Source organism: Neoroseomonas terrae (assembly GCF_018129025.1).
GTDB lineage: Bacteria > Pseudomonadota > Alphaproteobacteria > Acetobacterales > Acetobacteraceae > Neoroseomonas > Neoroseomonas terrae.
This window is the reverse complement of sequence record NZ_JAAEDI010000003.1, coordinates 235,011-246,861: the sequence shown is the minus strand read 5'-3', so window position 1 is coordinate 246,861 and position 11,851 is coordinate 235,011. Positions and strand designations below refer to the sequence as shown.

11 protein-coding genes are annotated in these 11,851 nt (G+C 67.9%); 5 read left to right on the top strand and 6 right to left on the bottom strand.

All coding sequences use genetic code 11. The annotated features are described in order from the left end of the window. Positions 1-30: 30 nt before the first annotated feature. From GXW78_RS03875 to GXW78_RS03865, 3 genes are all read left to right on the top strand, one after another. The gene (locus tag GXW78_RS03875) at positions 31-1,074 is read left to right on the top strand and encodes an ABC transporter substrate-binding protein (RefSeq protein ID WP_211866202.1); all 1,044 of its coding nucleotides are present in this window, start codon (positions 31-33) and stop codon (positions 1,072-1,074) included. A 265-nt stretch (positions 1,075-1,339) separates the two neighbouring features. Then, positions 1,340-2,506 (top strand): ABC transporter permease, encoded by a 1,167-nt coding sequence (locus GXW78_RS03870; protein ID WP_211866200.1) that lies wholly within the window; start codon positions 1,340-1,342, stop codon positions 2,504-2,506. Further along, positions 2,506-3,291 carry an ABC transporter permease gene (locus GXW78_RS03865; protein ID WP_211866198.1) on the top strand — a complete coding sequence of 262 codons (786 nt, stop codon included), beginning with the start codon at positions 2,506-2,508 and terminating at the stop codon, positions 3,289-3,291. The genes GXW78_RS03870 and GXW78_RS03865 overlap by 1 nt, the downstream gene beginning before the upstream one ends. A 69-nt stretch (positions 3,292-3,360) precedes the next feature. On the opposite strand, the gene GXW78_RS03860 is transcribed toward GXW78_RS03865, so the two are convergent. The 4 genes from GXW78_RS03860 to GXW78_RS03845 form a co-directional block, all read right to left on the bottom strand. After that, entirely contained in the window at positions 3,361-3,966 is a 606-nt protein-coding gene (locus GXW78_RS03860; RefSeq protein WP_338147676.1) for a UbiX family flavin prenyltransferase, read from the bottom strand. A gap of 40 nt (positions 3,967-4,006) precedes the next feature. Then, positions 4,007-5,644, bottom strand: a complete 1,638-nt coding sequence (locus GXW78_RS03855; RefSeq protein ID WP_211866194.1) for a UbiD family decarboxylase — start codon at positions 5,642-5,644, stop codon at positions 4,007-4,009. A 21-nt stretch (positions 5,645-5,665) separates the two neighbouring features. After that, positions 5,666-6,094, bottom strand: a complete 429-nt coding sequence (locus GXW78_RS03850) for an SRPBCC family protein (protein WP_211866192.1) — start codon at positions 6,092-6,094, stop codon at positions 5,666-5,668. Positions 6,095-6,223: 129 nt separating this feature from the next. Further along, positions 6,224-7,258: an FUSC family protein gene (locus tag GXW78_RS03845; RefSeq protein WP_211866190.1), complete on the bottom strand. Its 1,035-nt coding sequence runs from the start codon at positions 7,256-7,258 to the stop codon at positions 6,224-6,226. Positions 7,259-7,292: 34 nt separating this feature from the next. On the opposite strand from GXW78_RS03845, the gene GXW78_RS03840 reads away from it, so the two are divergent. Both GXW78_RS03840 and GXW78_RS03835 read left to right on the top strand, forming a co-directional pair. Beyond that, a complete protein-coding gene (locus GXW78_RS03840) occupies positions 7,293-8,651 on the top strand; it encodes a UbiD family decarboxylase (protein WP_211866188.1) in 1,359 nt (452 codons plus the stop codon). Positions 8,652-8,891: 240 nt separating this feature from the next. Next, positions 8,892-9,863, top strand: coding sequence for a Bug family tripartite tricarboxylate transporter substrate binding protein (locus GXW78_RS03835; protein ID WP_211866186.1), 972 nt, complete (start codon positions 8,892-8,894; stop codon positions 9,861-9,863). A gap of 16 nt (positions 9,864-9,879) precedes the next feature. On the opposite strand, the gene GXW78_RS03830 is transcribed toward GXW78_RS03835, so the two are convergent. Together GXW78_RS03830 and GXW78_RS03825 are read right to left on the bottom strand one after the other, a co-directional pair. Then, entirely contained in the window at positions 9,880-10,212 is a 333-nt protein-coding gene (locus GXW78_RS03830) for a hypothetical protein (RefSeq protein ID WP_211866185.1), read from the bottom strand. Positions 10,213-10,557: 345 nt separating this feature from the next. After that, positions 10,558-11,754, bottom strand: coding sequence for a coiled-coil domain-containing protein (locus GXW78_RS03825; RefSeq protein WP_211866183.1), 1,197 nt, complete (start codon positions 11,752-11,754; stop codon positions 10,558-10,560). Positions 11,755-11,851 lie beyond the last annotated feature (97 nt).

Genomic DNA, 11,851 nt, shown 5'->3' with positions numbered 1-11,851 from the left:
CCCTGCCGCCGGGAGAAGGAGACGACCGCCATGCATCGCCGTACCGTCCTTACAGGGGCGCTGGCCGCCAGCGCCCTGCCAACTATTGCCCGCGCGCAGGGTCGCGACCTCACCGTCGTCTCCTGGGGCGGCGCCTATCAGGATGCGCAGCGGGAGGTCTACTTCCGCCCCTTCCAGCAGCAGACCAACACCCGTCTGCTCGAGGAGACCTGGGATGGCGGCATCGGCGTCCTGCGCTCCCGCATCGCCTCCGGCGCCAACACCTGGGACGTGGTCCAGGTGGAATCCGAGGAATTGCTGATCGGCGCCGATGAGGGGCTGTTCGAACGGATGGACTGGGCCGCGATCGGCGGCCGCGATGCCTACATCCCGGAGGCGGTGAACGACTACGGCGTCGGCGCGATCCTCTATTCCTTCATCATCGCCTATGACCGCGCCCGCACCCCGCAGGGGCCGACGAACTGGGCCGACTTCTTCGACAGCGCCCGCTTCCCCGGCAAGCGCGGCATGCGCAAGGGGCCCAAGACGACGCTCGAAATGGCGCTGATGGCCGATGGCGTGCAGCCGGCCCAGGTGTATCAGGTGCTGGGCACCGCCGCGGGCGTGGACCGCGCCTTCCGCAAGCTGGACAGCATCAAGGCCGACATCGCCTGGTTCGAACGCGGCTCCCAGCCGCCGCAATGGCTCGCCGCCGGCGAGGTGGCGATGACCGTCGCGTACAACGGGCGCATCTCCGCGGCGAACCAGACCGACAACCGCAACTTCGCGATCGTCTGGACCAACAACATCTTCACCCTGGATAGCTGGGTGATCATGAAGGGCAGCCCGAACCGGGCGAAGGCGCTGGAGTTCCTGAAATTCGTCGGCCAGCCGGCCGTCCAGGCCACGCTGCCCCCGAAGATCCCCTACGGCGTCACGGCGAAGGGGGTGAACGAACGCCTGCCGCCCGACGTGCTGGCAAACCTGCCGACGGCGCCGCAGAATATCGCGAGCGCCCTGCATCTGAGCGACCGGTTCTGGCTCGACAACCTCGATCGGCTGACGCAGCGGTTCAACACATGGGTGTCGCGGTAAGGGTGGAAGGTCGGAGGGGCGCCGCCCCTCCGAACCACCCCGCCAGGATGCTGGGCATCCTGGACCGCAATCTGTTGGCGTCCGGCACCGGGGGCTTGTCGTCCCCCCAACGCGCGCTCCGTGCACGAGAGCGGGGTTCGGCATCGTTCCCGCCCGTGTCGCCCGGCGCCAAGTGGAGGTTTGCAAAGGCCTTTCGGCCTTTGCTGGGGTGGCTTGGAGGGGCAACGCCCCTCCAACGCCCACAGCAGGAGGCGCAGCCCCTCCCATGAACCGTCCCGCCCTGCTGACCGCTCCCCTTCTCCTCTTCCTCCTCCTCACCTTCGTCGCCCCGATCGGTGCCTTCCTCTGGCGTGGCGTGACGGATGGGGAGGTCGCGCCGGTCCTTCCCCGCACCATCGCTGCGCTGGCCGGCTGGGACGGGCGCGTGGCGCCTGGCGAACCCGCCTTCGCCGCGCTCGTCGCCGATCTCCGCGAGGCGCGGCAACGCGACGCCAGCGCGATCCCCCGCGCCGCCGCGCGGCTCAATGCCGACCGCCCCGGCTTCCGCGGCCTGCTGCCCATGACCGCGCGGCGCGCGGAAGCACCGTTCGAGGGCACCGCGCGCGACGCCGTCCTCGCCATCAGCGAGGAATGGGGCGAGGCCGAGACCTGGGGCGCCATCCGTCGCGCCGGCGGGCCCTTGTCGGCCTTCCATGTGCTGACGGCGCTCGACCTGCGGCAGGATGCGGCGGGCAGCCTGCGCGCGGTGCCGGAAGACCAGGCGGTGTTCCGCCTCGTGCTGCTGCGCAGCCTGTGGATCAGCCTGATGGTGACCGCCTGCTGCCTGCTGCTCGGCTGGCCGCTCGCCTGGCTGATCGCGACGTCGAAGGGCTGGCCGGCGACGGTCCTGCTGGCGGCGGTGATGCTGCCCTTCTGGATCTCGCTGATCGTGCGGACGGCGGCGTGGATGGTGCTGCTGCAGCGGGAAGGCGTAGTGAATGCGGCGCTGGGCGGGCTCGGCATCGGGCCATTGCCGCTGATGATGAACCGCTTCGCCGTGGTGCTGGCGATGGTGCACATCCTGCTGCCCTTCATGGTGCTGCCGCTGGTGGCGGCCTTCCGCGCGCTCGATCCGCGGCTGCCGCGGGCGGCGGCGTCCCTGGGTGCGGCGCCGTGGCGCGTCTTCCTGCGGGTGACGCTGCCGCTGTGCCTGCCGGGAATCGGCGCGGGGTGCCTGCTGGTGTTCATCCAGGCGCTGGGGTTCTACGTCACGCCGGCGCTGCTCGGCGGTCCGAACGACCAGATGCTGGCGTGGTTCGTCGGCTTCTACGCGACGCGCAGCGTCAACTGGGGGCTGGCGGCGGCGCTGTCGGTCCTGCTGCTGGCGGCGGTCGGGCTGTGCGTCGCGCTGTACGGGAAGCTCGCGGGCTTCCGCCGGCCGGGGGCAGCGTGATGGCGCGCGGGTTGGCCTGGGTCGCGGCGGTGCTGGTGGCGCTGTTCCTGGTGGCGCCGATCGTCGCGATCCTGCCGCTGTCCTTCTCAGCCGGATCCTTCCTGTTCTATCCGCTGCCCGGCCTGTCGCTGCGCTGGTACCAGGATTTCTTCGGCTCCGACTTCTGGCTACCGGCGTTGTGGAACTCGCTGCTGATCGGCAGCGCGTCGGCGGGGCTCGCGACGCTGCTCGGCACGCCGGCGGCCTTCGGGCTGTGGCGGATGCGCGGGGCGGCGCGCGCGGTGGCCATGGGCATCGTGCTGGCGCCGATGGTGGTGCCGGTCATCGTGGTGGCCGTCGCGCTGCTGCTCACCTTCGGGCCGATCGGGCTGGTCGCGAGCTACAGCGGCCTGATCATCGCGCACACGACCCTCGGCGTGCCCTTCGTGGTGGTCACGGTCCTCGCGGCGCTGGAGGGGTTCGATCCGGTCCAACTACGCGCTGCGTCGGCCTGTGGCGCGGGGCCGGTCAGCGCCTTCTTCCGCGTCTGTCTGCCGCAGATCGCGCCGGGCGTAGCGGCGGGTGCGATCTTTGCCTTCGCGACGTCGCTGGATGAGGTGGTCATCGCGCTGTTCATCGCCGGCCCTGCGCAGCGGACGCTGCCGCGGCAGATGTTCGCCGGGCTGAACGATTCGATCAGCCTGACGACGACGGCGGCAGCGGCGATGCTGGTGGGCCTGTCAGTGTTGCTGCTGCTGGTTGTGGCGTGGTTGCAGCGGCGTGGAAGGACGCAGGCCGGCGGGTAACGCAGGATCGAGCAGGTTGGAACCGCTCCCGGCTCCCCGCCCCTGAATCGCGCGTTCGTCCAACCCCGCTCACGCCTGCCGTAGCGGCGCCGCGGTGCGCGCGCCGATGTCTTCGCTTTCCTCGTCGCGTTCACCCCAGCGCGGAAAGGCTTTGATATCCAGGTCAAAAAGATCCAATACGCGGCCGACCGTGTGGGTGACGAGATCGTCCAGGGATTGCGGTCTCGAATAGAAGGCCGGAACAGGGGGCGCGATGATGCCCCCCATCTCGGTCACGGCGAGCATGCTCTTCAGGTGCCCGGCATGAAGAGGCGTTTCGCGCAGCAGCAGCACAAGCCTCCGCCGCTCCTTGAGGCAAACATCCGCCGCCCGGCTGATCAGGCCGGACGTCACACCATGAGCGATATCGCTCATGCTGCGCACCGAGCACGGTGCGACGATCATTCCCATCGTCCTGAAGGAACCACTGGAGATCGGCGCCGCGATATCGTTCGGCGAATAGACGACGTCAGCAAGGCTGCGGAGCTGCTCCGCGGACATGTCGGTTTCGTAGGCTCGCGTCATCTCGCCGGCCTTGGAGACGATCAGATGGCTCTCGATCTCCAGCTGACGAAGAGCCTTGAGCACCCTCACGCCATAGACGATGCCGGTCGCACCGGTGATTCCCACCACCATGCGCCGCGGTGCATTCCTCATAGTCATCGTTCTTTCGCTTTTACGACGTGGTGGAACCGACGTGCCGCGGATCGAAATTGGACAGGGCCGCCGGCTTCGCTTCGAACGCGAAGGGCCGATCGGAAAGGGTGTAGCGATACCAGGGCGCATCGTTCATGCGGCCGAGCTTGTGGCGCAGATCGCCGAAGGCCCCGTAGATCAGCTTGTAAGGCTGGCCATGGAAATGCTTCAGGATGTCGAGCCAGGCACGCGGCTCGGCACCGATGAAGGCTTCCATCTCGCGGGCGATCTCCTCCTCGGACATCGGCGTGACATTGTCGGGCGGGTCGCCGAGATCGGTCACCGCGCTCTTGATGAACTCGTCCGGATTCCAGCTGCCGCCCATCGGCTTGGTGCAATCCATGCCGATCTTCGAGCTGACGCCCGGCTCGGCGCATTTCGGATCGACCGTCATCGTGTTGCAGTCCTTGATGATGACGGTATCGCGGTCGGGCATGTAGCGGAACGCCATGGCGGCAAGCACGGCCTGGTCGTCCCAGATGTCGACGTCGTCGTTGAACACCATGGCCACCTTCGGCAGCCCCTGCTTGGAGCAGGTCAGCATCAGCCCGAGCGCCTGCTTGGCGTCACCGGCGCCGAGCGGCCGGATCTTCGCGTAGGCGATGTTCGACAACCCGCCGGCGGGGCTGCGGACTTCCATCACGTCGATCCCCGCGAGGCGGAGCGCGCCGTACAGATCAGCCTCGATGGCCGGAAGCTGCAGCATGTTGTCGGTGTACCAGGGATGCATGCCGCCGATCGTGCAGTGCTGGTAGATCGGGTTCTTGCGGAACGTCATCGCCTTCACCTTCAGGCGATAGTTGTGCTTCATCCCGCCGCCATACATGCCGGTGAACTCGCCATAGGGACCCTCGTCGAAATTGAGTCCCTCGGTCGCCATCAGCTCGCATTCGAGCACAAGCTCGGCATTGGCGGGCACCAGCACGTCGATGGTTTCGCATTTCACCATCTTGGCCGGCGCGCCGTAGAATCCGCCCAGCACCTCGAAGTCATCGGTGTCGCCCGGCACGCCGACCAGCGCCGAGACCTTGTCCAGGATGGGGCCGCCGATGACCATCGCGACCTCAAGATTCTGCCCCTTCGCGGCGGCCGCCATCGCATGGATGCGCTGACGATGCGACGTGCACGTCATGTCGACGGATTTCTCCGTCCTTGACCGGAACATGGAGCGGTAGATGCCCCAGTCATACACCCCGGTATCGGGGTGCTTGCTGATGAACAGGTTGTCGTTCGTGTAGGCGTGGCCGTCGCGGTCATGGTGGAGGAACAGGGGCAGCCGCGTCAGATCAACGTCATCCCCCTTGAGGATGACCTCCTTGCAGGGCGCGGTGTCGACCACCTCCCATTTGAAGCGCGACTTGGCCCGTTCCACCATCTGGCGCCCGGTCTGCGTCCTGTCGCATTCCATCGCCCAGGCATACATGTCCTGGTTGGAATAGGCATTGGCGAGCACCGAAAACTCGCAATCCTTGATCTTCTCGATCAGGACGGCCTTGGTCGGATTGGCTTCCAACGTGGTCGGAATCTGGTCGACGCGGATCTCGTCCTTGATGCGGACGAGGAAGCCGGCGGCATCCATGGCCTGCACGAAATCGGGAAGCGACTGCTGAGACGCCATTGGTAAAGCTCCGGCCCCGATTCAGGAGAAGGCCGGCGCGGCGACGCCGGATTCGGCATAGACGCGCAGGTGATGCATCAGCGCGCCCCAGATGGTGTTGCACTTGGTGAAGTTGGCCTCGTCGTGGGGCCACCCGCCATGGGTGACCGAAACCCGGGTCCGGCCATCCGGCAGCGTCGCGATCGAGAAGGATGCCGTGGTGCCGACCGCGTCGCCCGGGCCCTTCGTGCATGTCCACAGGATCGCCTGCGGCTCATTGCGGTCGATATGCCAGACGAAGTCGGGGCGGCCGCTGTACTTCAGGATCCAGTCCGATCCGGCCTGGCCGGTGCCGTCCACATGCGGCGTGTTCCAGCCGCGCAGGCCCTCGGCCGTGCTCAGCGCCGCGCGCAGCGTGGTCGCGTCTGCCGTGACGGCAATCTCGTGCTTCAGGGCGTGAGTCGTTGACATGGGGCGTCTCCATCCATCGATGCGAAGGTGTTGATCCGGGCGGGACGCCCGGACGTGTGTGGCGCGCCGCCTGGAACGGCATTGTCGCCGTTATGGCGGGGCGTCATGGGGCTCCGGCATTCCTGCTGCTCATGCCTCGCCGGCGCTGTGCCGGGCGGTTCGGCTCGCGAGGAGCCGGCTGCCTATGCTGATGGCGACGAGCGCGACCGCCGCGCCGAGAGCGGCTTCCATGAGCCGCTCGATCAGGAGCGGCGACCAGGGAAGGCCGCGCCCGAGGTTGCTCATCCCGATCGCGAGGGGTGTGATGAACAGCATCGCCACCGCGTAGCTTCGCGCAATAAAGAGCTCCGCAATGGCCTGGCACACGGCGATCATGATGATCAGGGCGAGCGGCCCCGGTTGCGGCGCAAGCAGGATGGCGGCGAGGCAAACCCCCCCGAAGGTTCCCAGCAGGAGGTGAATCGCGCGCCGCATGCCGTCGGCGGGGGACAAAGCCGGCATCAGCGCTGCGACGGCGATGGGCGCCCAGAACGGGTGACCGATACCTAGCGCGGAGGCCAGCAGCCAGGCAGCCGTCACAGCCAACGCGGCGATGGTGATGATGATCGCGTGCCGGGTGCGATCGAGCGATTCCGCACCGCGCTGCACTCTTCTCCGCAGGCCGGACGCGGGCGTATCGGTCGCCCCTTTCGGTTCGACCATCGTGAGCAGGATGGAAAATCCGATGCCGGCCGCGCCGGCCGCGAGCGCCGTCGGCAACGCCTCAAGGGTCAGCGGAACGCCGGCGACGACGAGCAGGACGAGGATGAAGAAGATCTCGCCGCGCGGCACCCATCCCATGATGGTTCCGAGGGTGCCGGCCGCGATGACTGTCACGGCGAGCATGGCGGACAGGAGCCATTCCGCACCTTGCATTGTCGAGTAGAGCGCCGCCGCGACGATGGTCAGGAACAGCGCCGCGCCCACCAGGATTTGTGTCTCCACGCGCCGCCGAACGTCTTCGGTGTGCCCGTAGAGAGATGTCAGCGCTCCGAATGCTGCATACACAGCAAAATGAACAAGGCCGATCACGTAAAGAACGAGTAGTGGCAAGCCAACTGACACGCCGACGCGGAGCGCAGCACGCATATCCTGACTCTTTACCCCGAAAGGAAAGTTGCGCATTAAGCATTCCTGCAAGCGACGAGAAAGATGACCGATGCCTTACACAGATCTTCGCGCTTTCCTTTCGACCCTCCGACAGTCCGGCGAACTCGTCGATCTTATACGGCCCATTGCCTTGCAGTATGACGTTGCGAAGGCACTCGCCAAGAGCAGCGCAGCCGATGGCCCAGCGTTGATGTTCAAGGATAACGGGACAAAGTTTCCTTTAGTGGCCGGCATATACGGGAATCGCCGCCGCGCTTTGCTGGCATTTGAGGCGACGGAAGAGACTATTCACGATCGCGTCAGCAAGGCCATCGACGCGCCGATCGGCCCGATCGACTTTTCCGGACCGCCGCCCTGTCAGGACGTTGTCATGACCGGCGACGACGTCGATCTCACGAAGCTGCCGGTGCCAACTTACAGCCCGAAGGATGGCGGGCCGTACATCACGGCAGGCATCGTCGTTTCGGAAGATCCGGACACCGGCATTCCGGACATCGGAAACTATCGCTTCCAGCTTCACGATTCTCGCGTGCTCGGCGTCTTCTCCGCGCCCAACCATCGCTTCGGCAAGAACATGGCGAAGGCGATCCAGCGCAAGGTTCCCCTGCACGGCGCCATCGTCATCGGCGTCGATCCGATGATGGCCTTTGCCTGCCAGGTCCAGTCGGGCGATGCCAGCAACGACTGGTTTGTCGCCGGCGGGTTGCGCGGCGAACCGGTCGAACTGACCAAGTGCGTGACCAGCGATCTGAAGGTACCCGCGCGCGCTGAATTCATTATCGAGTTCGTGGTGGATTCAGAGGATCAGCGCGAGGAAGGGCCGCTCGGCGAGTACACGGGCTACTATACGCCGGCAGGACCGAAGCCGACGGCGAAGGTCACGGCGATCACGCATCGTCAGGACGCGATCTTCCAGGGTTTGCTGACAGGCAAGCCCATCACGGAAAATCACGTCCTGAAGCAGATCCCCTTCGAAGCCTCCATTCTTCGCCAGCTCCAGACCCAGTTCCCAACGATTTCAGACATCGCGATCACCAGTTCCGGCGGCGTTCAGGTCTATGTCGTCATCGCCATGACGCCGCGTTACGAAGGAGAGGCGCGACAGGCCATCCTCGCCGCAATGGCGTCGAACCTGCACCCGAAATGGGTGGTGGTCGTGGACCCGGACATCGATATCCGTCGATCGCAGGAGGTGGAGTGGGCGATGTCGTTTCGCGTGAAACCGCGCGAGGACGTTTTCGTCGTCGACCGGACGGCTGCCGCGCCTCTCGATCCGTATACGGATGGGGGCTACTCCTCCGCCGTTGGCATCGACGCCACGCGTCCTTTCGGCGCGGAGTTTCCCGACGTCTCCGAGGTTCCGGATTGGCGCAGCTTCGACCTGCCCGAGATCGAGCGGTCGCGCTAAGTTTTGCTGAGCGCCCCCGCGGCAACTTGCCGCGGCCGCTCCTTTCGACAGGCCTGCCGCCGAGACGGCTGGCCGAGGCCGCTTGAAGTCCGACGCATCAGTGCCGGGCTTCATCCCGAAGTTCAGCTCCGAAGCGCGCCGCGCCGGAGGAATGCTCATTGGACCTCTTGTCCACGATGCCGCCTCCGATTCTGTATCGATCCGATTCCTGATTGGTCCGATTCCTGCTTAGGATACCGGATGCAGCGCCGCTCCCTCCTTGCCGGTCTCGCCGGCAGCTCCCTGGCCCGTCCCGCCCTTTCCCAGGCATGGACACCGACCCGGCCCGTCCGGCTCGTTCTGGGCTTCCCGCCCGGTGGCGCATCGGACGCCGCCGTGCGCATCCTCCAGCCCGTGCTGCAGGCCTCGCTCGGCCAGCCGGTCGTGATCGACAACCGGCCGGGCGCCGGCGGCAATCTGGGCGCGCTTGAAGTGGCTCGCGCTGCGCCGGACGGCAGCACCATCGGCTCCGCCAACATGGGCACGCTCGCCGTCAATCCGGCGCTGGTACGCAACATGGGCTTCGACCCGGCGACGGATCTCTTGCCGGTCTCGATGCTGTTCAATGCCGTGAACGTCCTCGTCGTACCGGCCAACCGGCCCTTTCGTTCGGTCGCCGATATCGTCGCCGCGGCAAAGGCACGGCCTGAGACGATCAGCTACGGCACCGGCGGCGTCGGTTCGCCCGGCCATCTCTGCGGAATCCTGTTCGACCACATCGCCGGCACGAAGACAGTGCCCGTGCCCTATCGCGGCGGTGGGCCGCAGATGCTCGCCCTCGTGGCGGGCGAGCACGATTTCGGCTTCTCCCCCATGGGCACCGTGCTGACGCATGTGCAGGCCGGCACCATCCGCGCACTGGGCGTGGCGACGCGCACACGCGCCACGACCGACCTGCCGTCCGTGCCGACCATGATCGAAGCCGGCCTGCCGGATTTCGAGGTGCTGAACTGGGACGGCATCGTCGTCCCGAGGGGCACGCCCGCGCCCATCCGCGCACGGCTGGCGGAAGTGGTCCGCGCCGCGCTCGTCGATCCGGCGCTGGCGGCAGGCTTTCGCCAGCGCGGCCTCGATGCCTGGCCGACGACGCCGGAGGGAATGGCCGCGCAACTCGCGGCCGATGCGGCGAAGTGGCAGCCGCTGATCCGCGCCGCGGGCATCGAGCCAAGCTGACGACAGTCGCCGCCGGTCAGTTCCGGAGGAAGTTCGTCAGGATGCTGCGGATCTCGTTGCACGCCACCGGGTCCGACCGCCCGATGTAGCGCTGCTGCACCTGCGTGATCGACACGCCGCGCGCGAAGGCCTGCTCCTGTTCCGGCCGGCCATGGATGCGCGCGTAAGCCTCCTGCATCATGGCCTGCAGCGCCTCGTTCTCCGCCGCGCGCCGGGAGCACGGTGCCGCCTGCATGAGCATCGCATGCGCCACACCTACCCAATAGGCGCGAAGCGCATCGGGCGGCAGGTCCTGCGCCACGGCCGGACCGCCGAGCGCGAGGGCGACAACCATCGCGAAGCGCCGCATCCGCACTGCCCCTTGTTCCTGGTACCGCGCAGGATACCTTCCTCTGCGGCTCACGCCCAACGCACAGGACGGCCCGCCGACCATATGAAGGGAAGCGCTTCACATGGCTCGTCGCCTCGCATGCTGCGGACGCCGTCCTTTATCGCCGCCTGCCCTATGACCCGGTGCGCGACTTCGCCCATTCGGGCTGCTCGGCACCTGTGTCACCGTCGCCGGGCGCCGGCCGACGCACCTTGCAGGTCCATCCCGGCGCTGATCACATGAAGCCCGCCCCCTGGGCGCGGGCTTCCGCCGCGCCGCTGATCGACTGGCACCGCGCACTCGCCGCGCGGTAACGCCGTGCCGTCAGCGCGGTGCGGCGGCCGGCGCGTCGGGTACCGGCGCGATGACGGTGACGGGCGAGCCCTGCATCGCATCCCGCGCAACACGCAGACGGGTCTCGATGTCATTCAGCTCGGAGCGACGCTCGGTCAGTCGGGCCTCCGCCGCGGCCACCTGCCCCGCAAGCTCGGCGCGGCGCCGTTCGGCGGCGGCGACCTCGTTGCGCACCGCCGCGGTCTGCGTGGCGGCCTCGGCCCGCTGGCGTTCGGCAGTCTGGACCTGCTCGCGCAGTGTGGCGATGCGGTGCTCCTCGGCCGTCGCGCTTTCCCGCAACTGGACCAGGCGCTGCTCGGTCTCGGCCACCGTCGCGCGCAATTCCGTCGCGCGCGTCTGCAGGCCGCGCAGCTCCGCCGTCGCGCGCTCCCGCTGGGTCGTCAGCCGCGCGACCTCGCCATCGAGCTGCGTCACCGCCTGCCGGCGCGCCGCCGCCTCCACCTGGGCCGCGTTCGCCGCTTCGCGCGCCGCGTTCAGCCGCGCCTCCTGCTCGCTGATGCGGGTGCTCTGCTCGGCGCTGCGCAGCCGCAGCTCGGCAAGACGCCGCTCCTCCGCCCCGGCGCTGGCATTGAGTTCGGCCAGCCGCCGCTCGGCCGCTGCGGCCGCGGCGCGCAGCGTGTTGCCGCGCTGCTCCTCCTCCGCATTGCGGCCACCCATTGCCGCAAGCCGAGCCTCGGAGGCGCCGATGTCGCCGCGCAGCGCCCCGAGCCGCCGTTCCTCGCCGTTCATCTGGTCGCGCAACCCGGCAAGGCGCGTCTCGGCCGCCGCGACGCCGGCGCGCCGCTGGTCGAGCTCGCGCTGGGACTGCCCGGCCTCACCCTGCAGGCCGGCGAGCCGCCGTTCCTCCTCGGCGACGCGTTGCGCCAGGACAGCCGCCTCCTGTTCCGCCGTGCCGCGGCCGCGGTGGGCGGCGCCGAGATCGGCCTGCGCGCGAGACAGGCGGCGTTCCATGGCCGTCAGGTCGCCGCGGGCACGGCGTTCGCTGGCGAGCGTCTGCTCCAACGTCTCCACCTGGCCGGTCAGGGTGCGGCTGCGCGCTTCCGCCTCGGCGAGGCTGCGTTCCAGCGCCTGGATGCGGTCGGTGCGTTCGAGGGTCATACCGCAGGCCGGCAGCAGCGCGACGGAGGCGAACAGGGCCAGGCGGGTCAGGGTGGGGATCGCGGTCATGTCGTCTCTCGATGAGGCGTCCCGCCATGGCGGAGCGCATGGGCGGTCATTGGGCCGCCGGCGCGGGCCTGAGTCCAGCCCACCGCGGTTGCATTCC